The 16,395-nt window shown below is 62.4% G+C and carries 16 protein-coding genes; 11 read left to right on the top strand and 5 right to left on the bottom strand.

Translation table 11 applies throughout. The features are described 5' to 3' along the window. Positions 1-167: 167 nt before the first annotated feature. Positions 168-1,097: a hypothetical protein gene (locus GM676_RS25580; RefSeq protein WP_155467027.1), complete on the top strand. Its 930-nt coding sequence runs from the start codon at positions 168-170 to the stop codon at positions 1,095-1,097. Between the two features lie 538 nt (positions 1,098-1,635). Here the strand turns inward: GM676_RS25580 and GM676_RS25575 are convergent. The 3 genes from GM676_RS25575 to GM676_RS25565 form a co-directional block, all read right to left on the bottom strand. Further along, positions 1,636-1,959 (bottom strand): hypothetical protein, encoded by a 324-nt coding sequence (locus tag GM676_RS25575; protein WP_229262862.1) that lies wholly within the window; start codon positions 1,957-1,959, stop codon positions 1,636-1,638. 296 nt (positions 1,960-2,255) lie between these two features. Continuing rightward, positions 2,256-2,819, bottom strand: coding sequence for a DUF308 domain-containing protein (locus GM676_RS25570; RefSeq protein WP_155467026.1), 564 nt, complete (start codon positions 2,817-2,819; stop codon positions 2,256-2,258). Between the two features lie 57 nt (positions 2,820-2,876). Further along, positions 2,877-3,461: a TetR/AcrR family transcriptional regulator gene (locus GM676_RS25565; RefSeq protein WP_155467025.1), complete on the bottom strand. Its 585-nt coding sequence runs from the start codon at positions 3,459-3,461 to the stop codon at positions 2,877-2,879. Positions 3,462-3,554: 93 nt separating this feature from the next. Between GM676_RS25565 and GM676_RS25560 the strand changes: the two genes are divergently transcribed. Then, positions 3,555-3,764, top strand: coding sequence for a hypothetical protein (locus tag GM676_RS25560; RefSeq protein ID WP_155467024.1), 210 nt, complete (start codon positions 3,555-3,557; stop codon positions 3,762-3,764). Positions 3,765-3,851: 87 nt separating this feature from the next. Next, complete coding sequence (locus GM676_RS25555) at positions 3,852-4,529, top strand: glutamine amidotransferase (protein ID WP_155467023.1); 678 nt, start codon at positions 3,852-3,854, stop codon at positions 4,527-4,529. Between the two features lie 28 nt (positions 4,530-4,557). On the opposite strand, the gene GM676_RS25550 is transcribed toward GM676_RS25555, so the two are convergent. Continuing rightward, the gene (locus tag GM676_RS25550; protein ID WP_155467022.1) at positions 4,558-4,971 is read right to left on the bottom strand and encodes a hypothetical protein; all 414 of its coding nucleotides are present in this window, start codon (positions 4,969-4,971) and stop codon (positions 4,558-4,560) included. A gap of 115 nt (positions 4,972-5,086) precedes the next feature. On the opposite strand from GM676_RS25550, the gene paoA reads away from it, so the two are divergent. From paoA to GM676_RS25530, 4 genes are read left to right on the top strand one after another with little or no spacing between them, the layout of a single operon-like run. Next, positions 5,087-5,701, top strand: coding sequence for an aldehyde dehydrogenase iron-sulfur subunit PaoA (gene paoA / locus GM676_RS25545; RefSeq protein WP_155467021.1), 615 nt, complete (start codon positions 5,087-5,089; stop codon positions 5,699-5,701). After that, positions 5,698-6,651: an FAD binding domain-containing protein gene (locus tag GM676_RS25540; RefSeq protein WP_155467020.1), complete on the top strand. Its 954-nt coding sequence runs from the start codon at positions 5,698-5,700 to the stop codon at positions 6,649-6,651. The genes paoA and GM676_RS25540 overlap by 4 nt, the downstream gene beginning before the upstream one ends. Positions 6,652-6,655: 4 nt before the next feature. Next, positions 6,656-8,839, top strand: coding sequence for an aldehyde oxidoreductase molybdenum-binding subunit PaoC (gene paoC / locus GM676_RS25535; RefSeq protein WP_155467019.1), 2,184 nt, complete (start codon positions 6,656-6,658; stop codon positions 8,837-8,839). Between the two features lie 42 nt (positions 8,840-8,881). After that, positions 8,882-9,097, top strand: coding sequence for a hypothetical protein (locus GM676_RS25530; protein WP_155467018.1), 216 nt, complete (start codon positions 8,882-8,884; stop codon positions 9,095-9,097). Here the strand turns inward: GM676_RS25530 and GM676_RS25525 are convergent, their stop codons facing one another. Continuing rightward, entirely contained in the window at positions 9,098-10,237 is a 1,140-nt protein-coding gene (locus GM676_RS25525) for a pyridoxal phosphate-dependent aminotransferase (protein ID WP_229262859.1), read from the bottom strand. A 49-nt stretch (positions 10,238-10,286) separates the two neighbouring features. Between GM676_RS25525 and GM676_RS25520 the strand changes: the two genes are divergently transcribed. The 4 genes from GM676_RS25520 (at position 10,287) to alaC (ending at position 16,340) form a co-directional block, all read left to right on the top strand. Continuing rightward, positions 10,287-13,778, top strand: coding sequence for a DUF748 domain-containing protein (locus tag GM676_RS25520; RefSeq protein ID WP_155467017.1), 3,492 nt, complete (start codon positions 10,287-10,289; stop codon positions 13,776-13,778). Position 13,779: 1 nt separating this feature from the next. Further along, positions 13,780-14,634, top strand: coding sequence for an EamA family transporter (locus tag GM676_RS25515; RefSeq protein ID WP_155467016.1), 855 nt, complete (start codon positions 13,780-13,782; stop codon positions 14,632-14,634). 55 nt (positions 14,635-14,689) lie between these two features. Next, complete coding sequence (locus GM676_RS25510) at positions 14,690-14,998, top strand: hypothetical protein (RefSeq protein ID WP_155467015.1); 309 nt, start codon at positions 14,690-14,692, stop codon at positions 14,996-14,998. A gap of 142 nt (positions 14,999-15,140) precedes the next feature. After that, a complete protein-coding gene (gene alaC / locus GM676_RS25505; protein ID WP_155467014.1) occupies positions 15,141-16,340 on the top strand; it encodes an alanine transaminase in 1,200 nt (399 codons plus the stop codon). Positions 16,341-16,395 lie beyond the last annotated feature (55 nt).

The following is a 16,395-nucleotide window of genomic DNA, read 5'->3' as shown; positions in this document are numbered from 1 at the left end:
TCGCTGCCGGCCTCCTGGACCATGCGCACGGCGCGCTCCATCACTTCGGGGGAATATCGGACTGATTTTTTCATGGTGGCTCCATTTTCTCAAATGTTGGAGCCTCCTTCAAACCCGGGGCGATTCAAAGAGCTAGGATGTATGTTATACATCCGGGGACGGAAACTATGTCCGAAGATAAAACCAGTCGATTTGCCCACAAAGAGGAGAGCGGCGTGGAGAGCGGAGAAAAAGTAGGGCGCCAGAAGGGGTACAAGGCTTCGCATAGTAACTGTATTTTTTGCGGAAAGTATGGCGAGCTTACGCGAGAGCACAAGTACGCGGAATGGATGGAAGGCCCATTGCCCTTGGAGCCAGGCTATATCAACCACAAGCATAAGACGACATGGTTTCCGAACCATTTGACGGAGGGGCCGGGAGACTCTTACGTTAGGACCAAAACGGTTTCTGGTCATCCTGGTTCCAGCAAACTTAGAGTGGTCTGCGCGCAGTGCAATAATAATTGGATGTCTGTGCTTCAAAAACGAAGCAAGGGATTAATCACTGAGGCATTGCTCGGCGGTTGGCCTGACTTCGGCTCAAATATCAGATTGATAGCTGAATGGGCACTAATGACAACGATGGTGTTCGAATTTGACCATCCACTTACTGTGGACTTCACTGCGGAGGAGCGAAAAGCATTTAAGGAAAATAGAGCAATTCCTAGTACTGTTGCGATTTGGATAGGTCTAGCGCCTCAAGCAATTCCGTCAAGATCGAAGGCACATCGCAGCTATGTGACAGAAGTCGGGAAATTTCAGGCTACAACAATACACCTAGGAATGTTTTTGATCCAGGTAGTATCATTACCTGAGCTTGATCCCTATACCGTTGCGGCCAAGGGGTATAGGTGGGGCATGCGCACAGTCTGGCCGTATGCTCATCCTTTGCTTTTGAGCACAAAGCCACCCTTGCAACCTGCGTTGTTAATTGATAAACATCAACAACGGCTTACGGATTTCATGGTTGAGTACATGGGAGAAGGTATCCGAGAAATCATCCCTATCGGCGAAGGACTACCATATGTGCCAGCGGGGCAAGCTATGCCGGGTTTTTGAGAAAACCGAATCTGAGCGGCCGAAGGCGGCGAGTTGAAGTCAATTTCGGTATGTGGGTACGAAAGTAGGTATGGATCTGTCGCGAAGGCTTAAAACCCGCATGAATTCTAGCTATATGCATTACACCGTTTTCGTCAGGAAATAAATGAACAAACCGCCCATGAGGCGGTTTTTTATTTATTTCTTGGCGGAAACGAGCAAGGCCCCTGCGGGCCTTGCGTGTGAGATTCGAAGGGCATGGCCCTACCGGGCCATCCCGCTCCGAATCGCCCGACTGCTGCCGCTGTGCGGCAGCCTCGCGCGCCGAGGGCGCGCGTTCCTCACCTAATCATCCGTCAACGGCTCAGCCCGTGTCCTGAATTCCGGCTCGTAGCCCAAGCAAGGCATCCGCTTATCGCTTTGATCTTCCTCAAACGTTGCGTGTACGTGTCCAAATGACAGAGCTGACACTTCGCTCGGAGCTGACACTTCGCTCGGTGAGTTCGAATCTCACCGCTGCCGCCATAAAAAAACCGCCAATAGCGGGTTTTTATTGTGCCTACCGGAGCATTCCGTCACGGAGCTCCGCCCCCGTGCGAATTGCTGTGCGCCCGGCCATCTTGTCTGGCTTTCCATCGGTCTCCGAGATGCGATATTTTCTGCGCCGATCGCCGAGCAGGTCCTGTAGCGTTCTGATGCTGAGGCCGGTGGCCTCGTGCGCTCTCAGCAGCAGTCCGCTACCTACAGGCATGCGGCGATGGCGAATCTTGCTGAGTAGCGGTGGCTGCACTTCCAGCGCGCGCGCCAGCGCCGCATCATTTTTTGCATTTAGCCGGCACTGTAGCTCATCGAGCAGACGGTTTGGATCGTAGGAAAGTGTCATGTTTATCGAGAATGAGTAGTGACGAAAAGTCAATGCTACAATAACTTCTTGTTTTTTTGCAATCGTGCGCGAGGTTAAATCTGGCGCAGCCCGCCGTCCAATCCGGCCCATCGGAATCAGCGACGCCAGATGGGCGAGCAGGGTATCGGCCAGCCCAACGTCAGTCGCCACATCGCCTCGCTGGAAAGGCGCTGGACACGCGGCGGCTGCATCGTTCGACCCGGCAGTTGGTTGCCACGCCTGAGGGCCAGCGCTATTACGCGCCCGGTCTCGATGGCCGGTCCATCGTTACCGCTTTATAGATGCCCGGCCGGCTGCCGCCACGCCGCGATACTCAGCGATATTGCTGACACCAGGAAGTAAAATCCGCCGAAGCCAGCGTAGCCGGCGACGGTGGCGATGGATGGCACGGCAGGCGCCTGCGCCTGGAAAACGAAGACGGCGCCTGCCAGAGCCGATTGCGCTCCGCTCAGCATCATCGCCCATTGGGCGCCGTACTGTTTTCGGCGGCGCAGGCCCGCGCTCAGTTGCAGCAGGCCGGACAGGATGGCCCAGAAGCCGAACACGCCCAACACGTGGTGCATCGCGGGCAGGGCAATCAGTACAGCCACTGCAATTCCCAGACTGACGAGAACGTTGATCGCTTGCGGCCGATTGCTGGCCAGGCCACCGCTGCGCGTGGCGTCGACCAGATTGGCGAGCGCATCCCAGAGCGGATAGCAGACCAGCAGCGCCGCGGCGATGCCGCTGGAATGTGCCGCCACCGTCACCGCGGCGGCTAGCCAGGCGAAGGAAAAGGCCGCGCGGGCAAAGTAGTATTTCTTCAGCCAGCTTTCGTTGGCGGCGAGAGGATGGGTCATGATATCGTCCTTAAAATACCTACCTACTAATTGGTAGGTTTTGCGGTTAAAAAAATCTCAGCTTTTGGCCGAGAGACGTTTCAGTTGCGGCGCCATGATGACGCCAAAGATGCCGGCATTGCCGTAAGCCCGCGCCGACAGCATGGCGCCATGAACGGTGGCCATGAACGCTTCCGCTTCAACCCGCGCTGAGTCGCGCAGCGTGATGACACCGCGCTGCACGCCGCGTTCCAGCACCGAGGTCAGCCATCCCGACAGGAAGCTGAAATAGGCACGGATTTCCTGCGCCACTTCATCCGGCAGGATAGGCAGTTCGCTGGCCAGCAAAGCGCAAACACAGAACGGCGCGCTGGCGTCGGTGATGCAGGTTTCCCAGTACTGGACGTAGGCACGCAGTTGGTCCATCGGATGGGGAATGCCATGTTCCAGGTTTTTGATGCCGTTTTCCGCCGACTCGCGATAACGCCTGACCAGTACCGTCGCCAGATCGGCCTTGCTGGGGAAGTGGTGGTGAATGCTGGCCTTGCGAATGCCGACCACATCTGCGATGTCAGCGTAACTGAAGCCGTTGTAGCCGCCAGCAATAATGAGCTTGTGCGCGCAGGCCAGGATGTCTTCTGAGGTGGTGGATAATTTTCCCATGCGAGTAGCCTACCTTCTGGTAGGTAAAAGGTCAAGCGCTTTTCCGCTTCCTCCGATCAAGGTATCATGCTTACTCAACACTTTTGAGAGGGCATGATGGCAAACGATTGGGATTGGAATCCGGAAAAGCAAAAGAGCATCGTGGTGCAGCAGGTCGATGCGATTGCGATCTACACCAATGTGCGCGGCGAAATCGTGATCCGCCAGCAGGGCTTTGGCGGGGAAGAAGATGCCATCGTCGCGTTCCCGAAAGCGTATGCCGAAACCATCATTGCCGCGCTTCAGACCGAGATGACCAAGTAATCACTGTGCCCCCGGCGCTGCTGCGTGGCAGCGGCGCCAGTTTTGAAGTATGATGTAGTTAATTAGGACTCCTACTTATGGTGATTTATGAACTGCATCGCGCTTTATCATGTCGGGTTTGAGGATTTGGGGACGTTTGCCGCGCCGCTGGAGGCGCGCGGCTATCACATCCGGTATCAGCATGCCGGCACGCCGCTGACGGCGGCGCAGTGGTGCCAGGCCGATCTGGTGGTGGTGCTGGGCGGACCGGTCGGCGTGAATGACGCCAGCCTGTATCCATGGCTGGCCGACGAGATTGCCGGTATCAAGCTGCGCTTGCAGTTGAAAAAGCCGACGCTGGGCGTTTGCCTGGGCGCGCAGTTGATGGCGGTGGCGCTGGGCGGCGAGGTGCAGGGCCGTGCGGCCGGCAAGGAGATCGGCTGGTCGCCGGTGGAGGTGTGCGAGTATGCGGGGCCGCTCGCGCATCTGCGTGGCGTGCCGGTGCTGCACTGGCATGGCGATAACATCCGCCTGCCGGAAGGGATACCGTCGATCGCCTGGACGCAGGGCACGCCGTGCCAGGCTTTCCTGGTCGGCGACCATGCGCTGGGGATTCAGTTCCACGCCGAATTTGACCCGGCGGCGCTGGAGCAGTGGCTGACCGGCCACGCGGTGGAGTTGCAGCAGGCCGGTGTCGATCTGCACCGCTTGCGCGAAGACACGCAACGTCACGGCGCCGAACTGGGCCTGGCGGGCCGGGCCTTGATCGACGCATGGCTGACATGAGCGTGATGGCGGCACGGACGAAGGTGCTTCATGGCTGCGCTTTCGCGGGCGCTGCCGGTGGTGTTGGTTGCGCATAGATGACGATGGGAGCGTTATTCCTGGGCGCGGATTGGCTCAGCAGGAAGGACACGGTCGAGATCGTGAGGGCTGAGCTGGTGAACATGGCGCCCACTACCCATTTGATAATGCCGCTCTGGCTTTTCACTATCTCGCTCTGGCTTTTAGTCACCTCGTTTGCAATTTTCTGGAGCTGCGCCTCGTTCTGCGCAAGCTTGAGATTGACCTCGTCCCGCATTGATTGAAATCCGAACGCCAAGGCTTGCTCAAGCTTGTCGAAGCGGGCGTTGTTTGAGATTTGTTGTGCCCTGATTTCACCGTTCACCTTCTCGATGACGGTTTCCAGCCTGGCATCAACATAGGCTTTTTCGGTGGGCGTCTCCATCCGGCCATTTTGAACTGGTCACCGAGGCTGGCAATGACCTTGGTCAATGGTGTTTAACCTGAATCCGTATCGCATTTACACTTGGCTCTACCTAAAAGGCGGGAGGGTGTGGCGTATGGATGAGCTTAACGTTTCTCGGCGTAATTTGTTGATTGCCGGCGCGCTGTCGGCTACCTCGACGGCCATGCCTCTGGTGGCCGAGGCGCAGCCGCCCACGCCACCGCCCACCCCGGCCAAACTCTCCTTGCAAGTCAACGGCAAGCAGCATGCGCTGGAACTCGATACGCGGACCACGCTGCTCGATGCTTTGCGTGAACATCTGCATCTCACCGGCACCAAGAAGGGCTGCGATCACGGCCAGTGCGGCGCCTGCACGGTGATGGTGAACGGGCGCCGCATCAATTCCTGCCTGACGCTGGCCGTCATGCACGACGGCGACAAGGTCACCACCATCGAAGGCCTGGGCACGCCGGACAAGCTGCATCCCATGCAGGCGGCCTTCATCAAGCACGACGGCTACCAGTGCGGCTACTGTACGCCCGGGCAGATCTGTTCCGCCGTGGCAGTGCTGGATGAAATCAAGCAAGGCATCCCCAGCCACGTCACCGGCGACCTCAACGCCAGGCCGCTGCTCAACGCCGCCGAACTGCGCGAGCGCATGAGCGGCAATATCTGTCGATGTGGCGCGTACTCCAATATCCTCGATGCGATGATCGAGGTGGCGGGATGAGGGCCTTCACCTATCAGCGCGCGCAATCGCCCGCGGAAGCCGCTGCCGCCGCCGCGCGCACGCCCGGCGCGCGCTTCATCGCCGGCGGCACCAATCTGCTCGATCTCATGAAGCTGGAGATCGAAACGCCACAGCATCTGATCGACGTGAACGGCCTCGCGCTCGACAAGATCGAAGCCACGTCCGGCGGCGGCCTGCGCGTCGGCGCGCTGGTGCGCAACACCGATCTGGCTGCCGATGCGCGCGTGCGCAAGGATTACGCCGTGCTGTCGCGCGCCTTGCTGGCCGGCGCTTCGGCGCAGTTGCGCAACAAGGCCACCACCGGCGGCAACCTGCTGCAACGCACGCGCTGTCCATACTTCTACGACACTAACCAGCCTTGCAACAAGCGTCAGCCGGGAAGTGGCTGCTCTGCCATTGGCGGCTACAGCCGCAACCACGCCATCCTCGGCGCCAGCGAGGCCTGCATCGCCACCAATCCCAGCGACATGGCGGTGGCGATGGCGTTGCTGGATGCGACGGTGGAAACGGTCAAGCCCGACGGCGCCACGCGCACGATTCCCATCGCCGACTTTCACCGCCTGCCCGGCAACACGCCGCACATCGAGCACGCGCTGGCGCAAGGCGAGCTGATCACCGCCGTCACTCTGCCGAGGCCGGCCGGCGGCGTGCACATCTATCGCAAGGTGCGCGACCGCTCCTCGTATGCCTTCGCCTTGATTTCGGTGGCGGCGATTGTGCTGCCGGACGGCAGCGGCCGCGTGGCGCTGGGGGGCGTGGCGCACAAGCCGTGGCGTACGCCGGCGGCCGATGCCAGCATGGTGCACGGCCCGCAAGCGGTGGCCGAACGCCTGCTGGTGGGCGCCAAACCCAGCGCGGAAAGTGCGTTCAAGGTATCGCTGGTGCAGCGTGCCCTGGTCTCCGTTTTGAGCGAAGCAAAGAAAGGCTGACGAGATGAAATTCACCACGCCTGCCACCACCAATCCCATCGATCAGCTGAAAGTCATCGGCCACGCGACCGACCGCATCGACGGGCCATACAAAACCACCGGCACCGCGCCCTATGCGTATGAGCGTGAAGCGGCTTACGGCTATGTGGTCGGCGCAGGCATCGCCAAGGGCCGCATCGTCTCCATGGATATCAACGACGCCCGGCGCGCGCCCGGCGTGCTCACCGTGGTGACGGCTGACAGCGCGGGCAAGCTGGGCAAGGGCAAGTTCAATACCGCCAAGCTGCTGGGCGGGCCGGAGATTCAGCACTATCATCAGGCGATAGCGCTGGTGGTGGCGGAAACGTTCGAGCAGGCGCGCGCGGCGGCGCAGCTGGTGCGCGTCCAGTACAGCAAGGAACAGGGCGCCTACGATCTGGCCAAGGCGAGGGAATCCGCCAAACAGCCCAAGGAGAAGGAAAACCAGGACAAGCAGGTCGGCGATTTCAACACCGCGTTCAACGCCGCGCCGGTGCGGCTGGACGCCAGCTACACCACGCCCGACCAGACGCACGCCATGATGGAGCCACACGCCTCGCTGGCGGCATGGCAGGGCGACAAGCTGACGCTGTGGACCTCCAACCAAATGATCAACTGGAGCAAGGGCGACATGGCGAAGACGCTGGGCATCCCGCCGGAAAACGTGCGCCTGGTTTCGCCCTACATCGGCGGCGGTTTTGGCGGCAAGCTGTTCCTGCGTTCGGAGGCCTTGCTGGCGGCGCTGGGCGCGAAGGCCGCGGGCAGGCCGGTCAAGGTGGCCTTGCAGCGGCCACTGATGATGAACAACACCACGCACCGTCCGGCCACCATCCAGCGCATCCGCATCGGCGCCAGCCGCGAAGGCAAGATCAGCGCCATCGCGCATGAAAGCTGGTCCGGCGATCTGCCGGACGGCAAGCCGGAAACCGCCGTGCAGCAAACCCAGCTGTTGTATGCCGGCCCGCACCGCATGACCAAAATGCGGCTGGCCGTGCTCGATCTGCCCGAGGGTAACGCCATGCGCGCGCCGGGCGAGGCGCCGGGCCTGATGGCGCTGGAAATCGCCATCGACGAAATGGCGGAAAAGTTGAAGATGGACCCGATCACCTTCCGCATCATCAACGACACCACGGTCGATCCGGCCCAGCGCGACCGCAAGTTTTCCACGCGCCGCTTTGTCGATTGTTTGCGGCTGGGCGCGCAGCGCTTCGGCTGGGACAAGCGCAATCCGCAGCCGGGCAAAACGCGCGACGGCCGCTGGCTGATCGGCATCGGCATGGCCTCGGCTTTCCGCAACAATCTGGTGCAGAAGTCGGCCGCGCGGGTGCGGCTGGATGCGCAGGGCACGGTCACGGTGGAAACCGACATGACCGACATCGGCACCGGCAGCTACACCATCATCGCGCAGACGGCGGCCGAGATGATGGGCGTGCCGCTCAAGCAGGTGGTGGTCAGGCTGGGCGATTCGGATTTTCCGATTTCGGCCGGCTCGGGCGGGCAGTGGGGCGGCAATAGTTCGACGGCGGGGGTGTACGCGGCCTGCGTCAAGCTGCGCGAGCTGGCGGCGCAGAAGCTGGGCCTCGACCCCGTGCTGGCCGAGTTCGCGCATGGCGAGGTGCGGGCCGAGGGCCGCAGTTTCCCGCTGACGCAAGCCGCCGCCAATGGCGAGCTGGTGGGCGAGGATGCGATGGAGTACGGCGACCTCGACAAGAAATTCCAGCAATCGACCTTTGGCGCGCATTTCGTTGAGGTGGGCGTCGATGCCGCCACCGGCGAGACGCGCGTGCGCCGCATGCTGGCGGTGTGCGCGGCGGGGCGCATCCTCAATCCCAAGTCGGCGCGCAGCCAGGTGATCGGCGCCATGACCATGGGGGTGGGCGCGGCCTTGATGGAGGATCTGGTGGTGGACCGGCGTGCCGGCTTCTTCGTCAATCACGACCTGGCCGGCTACGAGGTGCCGGTGCATGCCGACATTCCGCATCAGGAGGTGATCTTTCTCGATGAAACCGACCCGGTCTCTTCACCGATGAAAGCCAAGGGCGTGGGCGAGCTGGGCATCTGTGGCGTGGCGGCGGCGGTGGCCAATGCCATCTACCACGCCACCGGGGTGCGGGTGCGCGACTATCCCATCACGCTGGACAAACTGATTGCGAAAATGCCTGAGATTTGAGTTAGTGCTATGCTAGGCGTACGCTCTGAATAAGGAGGATATATGCCTGCCTCTCACGACACTTACACGCGCAGCCAGGGGTTGAAAAAAACCTACGACGTTGAATACACGGCGCTGCGCTACAAGATCTCCCTCGGCAATAAAGTGCTCAAGGACATACAGCTGGGCCTGCAATCGGCGCCGGTCTACGATCCGGAAATCGCCTGGCGCCATGCCGTCGCCGATATTGAAAATCTGCGCGGCATGACCGAGCAATAGCTAGCGGCGCGGCTGTGCCGCAAACCACGGCTTCATGCGGCGGATCGCTTCGGCGATTTCCGCTGTCGACACCGCAAAGCTGAAACGGATGAAGTGCTTGCCGTCGACCGGATCGAAATCGATGCCGGGCGCACTGGCTATGCCCGTATCTTCCAGCAGGCGCTTGCAGAAGCCCAGGCTGTCGTCGGTCAGATGGGCGATGCTGGCGTAGATGTAGAACGCGCCATCCGGCGGCGCCACCGTGGTCAGGCCCAGTTCCGGCAGCGCGGCCAGCAGCAGGCGGCGGTTTTCGCGGTAGACGCTGAGGTGGCCGTCCAGCTCATCCAGCGCATCGAAGGCGGCCAGCCCGGCGTGCTGGCTCAGCGACGGCGCGGTCAGGAACAGGTTGCCGCAGTAGGCTTGCGCGCGTTCGATGTGGTCAGGCGGCGCCAGCAGCCAGCCCAGGCGCCAGCCCGCCATGCTGAAATACTTGGAGAAGCTGCTGACCACCTGGGCCTGCGGTTCGTAGGCGAGGATGGTTTGCGCCGGTTCCACGTAGCTCAGGCCGTGGTAGATCTCGTCCGAGATGATGCGGATGCCGCGCGTGCGGCACACGTCGACGATGGCTTGCAGTTCTTCGGCCTTGATCAGGGTGCCGGTCGGGTTGGCCGGGCTGGCGATGATGACGCCTTGCGGCGCCGGTTCGACGGCGGCCAGCGCGGCGGCCGTCAGCTGGAAGCCGACCTCCGCGCCGCAGGCGATTTCCACCGGCGTCATGTGCAGCGCTTTCAGCGTGTTGCGATAGGCCACGTAGCCGGGGCGCGCCATGGCGATGCGGTCGCCCGGCGCGAACATCGAGCTCAGCGCCAGCACCAGCGCCGGCGAGGCGCCGCAGGTCAGCACGAACTGGTCGGCCGACACCTGCACGCCATAGCGTTCCTGATAAAACCGCGCGAGGCGTTCCTTGAGCGGCGCGCTTTCCCAATAGCCCATGCTTTCGGCGTCGAGCACGGCGTGGGCCTTGGCGATGGCGGTTTTCGGCGCGCCGGTGGACGGCTGGCCAAATTCCATGTGGATGATCGATCGGCCCTGGGCTTTCAGGGCGTGCGCCAGCTTGCTGATGGCAATGGCGTGGAAGGGTTCAAGTTGCGCATTCATCATTCGATTATACTGTTGCCTGTAACATAAAAAAAGCAAAGGTTGGCAAGGTATGACGATACGATGGAAGCGATGGGCGATCGGCGCGGCAAGCGCGGTCGGGGTGTACGCGGTGGCAGGCTTCTGGCTGGTGCCCAGTGTGATCAAGAGCCAGCTTCCGAAGTATGCCCAGACTGAACTGGAGCGCAAGGCCAGCATCGGCGCGCTCTCGTTCAATCCGTTTACGCTGCGGCTGGAGGCGCAGGATGTGCGCCTGACCGAGGCCAACGATGCGCCGTTGTTCGCCGTGGGCGGACTGGCGGTGGAGATGCAGTGGCGCTCGCTGTTCCGCCGCGCGTTCAGCTTCGCCGAGATCCGCATCACCGAGCCTGCCGTGCAACTGGCGATTGCCAAGGATGGCAAGTTCAATATCGCCGAGTTTCTGGCGACCCTCGACAAGCACAAGAAGGATGAGCCCGATAGCGGCATGCCGCGCCTGGTGATCGAGCATTTTGTGCTCGATGGCGGCAAGGTGGCGATGCATGACCAGCATGCCGGCTACAACGATACCTTCGCGCCGATCACCTTTGCGCTGAATAACCTGAGCACGCTGCCGGATGAGAATGGCGACTACACCCTGAGCGCGGATGCCGGCCTGGGCGGCAAGCTGCGCTGGAAGGGCGTGGCGTCGGTGAATCCGATCGGCGGCAGCGGCTTGCTGACGCTGGAGAATGTGTCCTTGCCGGGCATGGCGGCGTATCTCAAGTCGTTCTCGCGGATTGTGGTGGCGGATGGCAAGTTGTCGGCGCAGTTGCCGTACAAGTTTGCCTACAAGGATGGCAAGCTGGATGCCAGCCTGGCTGGTGCTGGCTTGAGTTTGAATGCGCTGTCGCTGCGGCGCGGGATTGATGCGCCTTTTGTGCAGTTCAAGCAGTTGGCGGTCAGCGATGTGGGGGTGGATTTGCTGAAGCGGTCGGTTCAGGTGGGCGGCTTGCAGTTGAACGGCGGCGCGCTGGCCGTGCGGCGCGATGCGCGTGGCGAGCTGGATGTGGCGGGCCTGATGTTGCCGGCGCCAGCTGCCGCGCCCGCTCCCGGCAGGCCGGCGGCCACGTCCGGCGCTTCCGCCGGCTCGCAGGCTGCCGCGCCGGCGGCGAAGGAGGCCGGCTGGAAGGTACAGTTCAAGCAGATCGGGCTGGACTCGGTGGCGCTCAGCTATGTGGATGAAACGGTCAGCCCGGTGCTCAAGGTCAGCGCCGACAAGGCGCAGTTGAAGCTGGGCCTGCTGCTGGATGGCTCGAAGCTGATGCTGGATGGCGGTTCGTTCTCCATGGATAACGTGGCGATGAATAGCGGTTCGCTGGCGCCGCTCAAGTTGTCGCGCATTGGTTTTGATGAGGCATCGCTGGATCTGGCGGCGCGCAAGGCCAGCGTGGGACGCTTGTATGCGGATGGCGGTCAGCTCGATCTGTCGCGCGACGCCAAGGGGCAGTTCCTGTTCATGGCGGCGTTGCCAGGCAGCGGCGCGGGCGCGCCTGCCGCCAAGGCCGCTCCTGCCGCAGCGCCGGCCAAGTCGGCAGCGGGCGCGAAGCCGCCTGTGGCCGCCGGCGCAGCGCCGGCGCGGACGGATAGTGATGCGGCTTGGGTGGCCGAGGTGAAATCCGTCGAGCTGAACAAATTCGGTGCGCGCTACGATGACGCCAGCACCGGCATCAAAGTCAATCTGCAAGACTTCAACCTGAAAGTGCGCGACGCCGGCACCGATCTGAAAAAGCCGCTGGCCTTTGATGGCAGCGTCGGTCTGCGCGAAGGTGGGCAACTGGTGGCCAAGGGCAAGGTGGTGCCATCCACCGGCGCGGTCGATACGGAACTGAAGCTGAGCAAGCTGGCGTTGGCGCCGGTGCAGCCGCTGCTGGCCAAATACGTCAAGCTGAAAATCGCCGATGGCGCGATCAATGCCCAAGGCCGCCTGCGCACCGGCGCCGGCGGCAGCAAGGCCGATCCCGCCCTGCGCTACGATGGCGCGTTCGAAGTGGCCGAACTGTCGCTCAACGAAGAAGACAACGACCGCTTCGCCCACTGGAAATCGGTGCGTGCCGACACGCTGGCACTCAGTCTCAAGCCCGACCTGCTGGACGTGGCCGAGCTGCGCATCGTCGAGCCTAATGCCATCCTGATCATCGAAAACGATCGCAGTTTCAACGCCCAGCGCTTGCTGGTGCAGCAGCAAGCGCCGGTCGCGACCCCAGCGGCGCCAGCCGCCGCGCCTGCGAGCGAACCATTCCCGATCCGCATGCGCCGCGTGCGCGTGCAGAACGCCAAGCTGGACTTCACCGACCTGAGCCTGCGTCCCCAATTCGCCGCCAAGATTTATGAGCTGAATGGCGTCGTCACCGGCCTGTCGTCCAAGCGCGATGCACGCAGCCAGATCGAGCTGGATGGCCGCGTCGATGATTACGGCCTGGCCCGCGTGCGCGGCCAGCTGAATCCCTTCGTGCCGGCCGATAACACCGACCTCAACGTGATCTTCAAGAACGTCGATATGGTGTCGGCCTCGCCGTACAGCATGAAGTTCGCCGGCTACAAAATCGCCGAAGGCAAGATCTCGCTGGACCTGCAATACAAGGTCCGCAACAACCAGCTGGAGGGCAATAACCAGGTGGTGCTGGACAACCTGACGCTGGGTGAGCGTATCGACAGTCCGGACGCGCTCAAGCTGCCGCTGGAGCTGGCGCTGGCCATCCTCAAGGACAGCAACGGCCGCATCGATCTGGGCATTCCAGTGTCGGGCAATATGAATGATCCGAGCTTCAGCTACGGCGCGGTGGTGTGGAAGGCGCTGGGCAACATCATGAGCAAGGTAGTGACGGCGCCGTTCCGTGCGCTGGGCAATCTGTTCGGCGTCAGCGGCGACAAGCTGGAAGCCGTGGAGTTCGACGCCGGCAGCGATGTGGTGCTGCCGCCCGAACGCGAGAAGCTGCAACAGATCGCCAAGATACTCGCCAGGAAGCCGGAGCTGAGGCTGGCCGTGCCCGCCGTCTACAGCGAGGCCGCCGATGGTGCGGCCCTGCGCGCGCAAGCCTTGCGCCGCGCGGTGCTGGCCCGTGCCGACATCAAACTGGCCGCCGGCGAAGCGCCGGGGCCGCTGGACATCGGCCAGCGCAAAATACGCGGTGCGTTGCGCGATCTGTACGCTGAACGCTTTGGCGCGGCCGAGCTGGACAAGCAGAAGAAGGCCGCTGAAACCGCTGGTGGCGGGAGTGGCGCCGAGGACGCTGCGACGAAAAAACTGCCGGTGCTGCAACGCCTCGGCAAGATGGTACAGGGCGAGCCGCAGGTGGCGGACGCCACAGCCTTCTACGACGGCCTGCAAGCACGGCTGGAGCAGAATCAGCCATTGGCCAAGGACGCCTTGCCGCAACTGGGCGCGCAGCGCGCGGCGGCGGTGCTGGCGGTGTTGAAGGATGCTGGCGTGTCGGCGGCGACGGCCAGCGCAACGGCCCCGGCTGGCGCGGACGGCGGCGCAGGCAAACCGGTGGCGTTGAAGCTGGAACTGTCGGCGAAATAAAATGGGCCAGGAAAAAGATCACGCTCCCGGCAACCCATGGCTGGCCGGGCTGGCCCTGTTGTGCAGCCAGCTTTCGCTGAACGTGGGCGCGGCGATCGCCAAACACCTGTTCCCCAAGGTGGGCGTGGAGGGCGTGACGGCGTATCGCGTCGGCATCTCGGCGCTGGTGATGCTGCTGATGTTTCGTCCGTGGCGTACGCCGCTGACGTGGAAGCAGACTGCCAACGTCGCCATTTACGGCTCGGTGATCGGCTTGATGAATTTGCTGATCTACCGCGCTTTCAGCCGCATCCCGATGGGCGTGGCGGTGGCGATTGAAGTGGCGGGGCCGCTGACGGTGGCGGTGCTGGCCTCGCATCGGCCGCGCGATGTTGTGGCGGTGTGCCTGGCGGTGGCAGGCTTGTACTTCCTGCTGCCGATCCATGGCCATGTCGACCAGCTCGATCCGCTGGGTGTGGCCTATGCGGCAGGGGCGGCGGTGTGCTGGGCCTTGTACATCGTGTACGGCAAGCGGGTGTCGGCCATGTCGGGTGGGCAGTCGGTGGCGTGGGGCATGCTGGCGGCGTCGGTGTTCATCTTGCCGATCGGCGTGTGGCACGCGGGCGAGGTGTTGCTGACGCCATCGTTCCTGCTGGTCGGCGCGGCGATTGCGGTGATGTCCAGCGCGCTGCCGTACACGCTGGAGATGCTGTCGATGCGCACGCTGTCGTCGCGCACCTTCAGCATGTTCAGCAGCGCGGCGCCGGCGCTGAGCGCGCTGGCCGGCATGGTGGTGCTGGGCGAGCATCTGACGCTGACGCAATGGCTGGCCATCGGCTCCATCGTGCTGGCCTCGGCGCTGACTTCCTTGCGCTAGATCAAACCGGCTCAGCTTGCCTGAGCCGCGAGCGCGGGGCCACGATGAAGCCATTATGGATATCGATGCCCGCCTTGATAAGATTGAAGTCCGCCTCGACAAGCATGACGAAATGTTTGTCAACGTCCTTGAACGCCTGTCGAAGATAGAAACGCGGCTCGATCATATTGAAACCACCATGGTCACCAAGGAGGATCTGGAACGCCTGACTGCCACCATGATCAAATGGATGGTGGGCATGTTTGTCGGCTCCGGCATCGCCGCCATCACCGTCATGACTTTTGTGCTGAACAACGCCGTGCCGAAAGCGCCGCCACAACCACCGCCTGCGCCCATCATCATCCAGGTTCCGCCATACAAGTAGCTTGTTGCTTTTGCAAGCAGATCGTGGCACCCGCCGCCGTTTAAAACACTGGACAGACATGAACGGGATCGTCTAGTATCGATCCCGATGCAACCTGCATCGACGTCGCTCGGACGGTTCCGGGCGCTTACGTGGACAATTCATGACTGACACTTCATCGCCGCGCAGCTTTGCGCGCATCGATCGCTTACCCCCATACGTTTTCAATGTCACCGCCGAGCTCAAGCTCGCGGCGCGCCGTCGCGGCGAGGATATCATCGACATGTCGATGGGGAATCCGGATGGCGCGACGCCGCCGCACATCGTGAGCAAACTGGTCGACACCGTGCAGCGGCCCGACACGCACGGCTACTCGGCCTCCAAAGGTATCCCGCGCCTGCGCCGCGCCATCTCCAAGTGGTACAAGACGCGCTACGAGGTCGAGTTCGATCCCGATTCGGAAGCCATCGTCACCATCGGCTCCAAGGAAGGCCTGGCGCACCTGATGCTGGCCACGCTGGACCAGGGCGACACCGTGCTGGTGCCGAATCCCAGCTACCCGATCCACATCTGGGGCGCGGTGATCGCCGGCGCCAACATCCGTTCGGTGCGCATGACGCCCGGCGTCGATTTCTTCGACGAACTGGAACGCGCGGTGCGCGAGAGCTATCCGAAACCGAAGATGATGATCCTCGGCTTCCCCTCGAATCCAACCGCGCAGTGCGTGGAGCTGGAATTCTTCGAGCGCGTGGTGGCGCTGGCCAGGCAGCACAACATCCTGGTGGTGCACGACCTGGCTTATGCCGACATCGTGTTCGACGGCTGGAAAGCGCCGTCCATCATGCAGGTGCCGGGCGCGCGCGAGGTGGCGGTGGAATTCTTCACCCTGTCCAAGAGCTACAATATGGCGGGCTGGCGCGTTGGCTTCATGGTCGGCAACAAGGAACTGGTGGCGGCGCTGGCGCGCATCAAGAGCTATCACGATTACGGCAGCTTCACGCCGGTGCAGGTGGCGGCGATCGCCGCGCTGGAAGGCGACCAGGGCTGCGTGAGCGAGATCTGCGCGCAGTATCAAAGCCGGCGCGACGTGCTGCACAAAGGCTTGTGCGAAGCGGGCTGGCCGGTCGACAAGCCGAAAGCCTCGATGTACATCTGGGCGCGCATCCCGGAAGCGTACCGCCACCTCGGTTCGCTGGAGTTTTCCAAGCTGCTGCTGGCCGAGGCCAAGGTTTGCGTCTCCCCCGGCATCGGCTTCGGAGAGTACGGGGATGAGTATGTGCGCTTCGCGCTGATCGAGAACGAAGCGCGCATCCGCCAGGGCCTGCGCGGCATCAAGGCCATGTTGCGCAAGACTTCAGCCTAAAATCCGCACGAAGTTTAAGCCGCATCAAACCGGGTGTTTGATGCGGCGGCTACCG

Source organism: Duganella radicis (genome assembly GCF_009720825.1).
Taxonomy (GTDB): domain Bacteria; phylum Pseudomonadota; class Gammaproteobacteria; order Burkholderiales; family Burkholderiaceae_D; genus Rugamonas; species Rugamonas radicis.
This window is presented reverse-complemented; position numbering and strand designations above follow the sequence as displayed.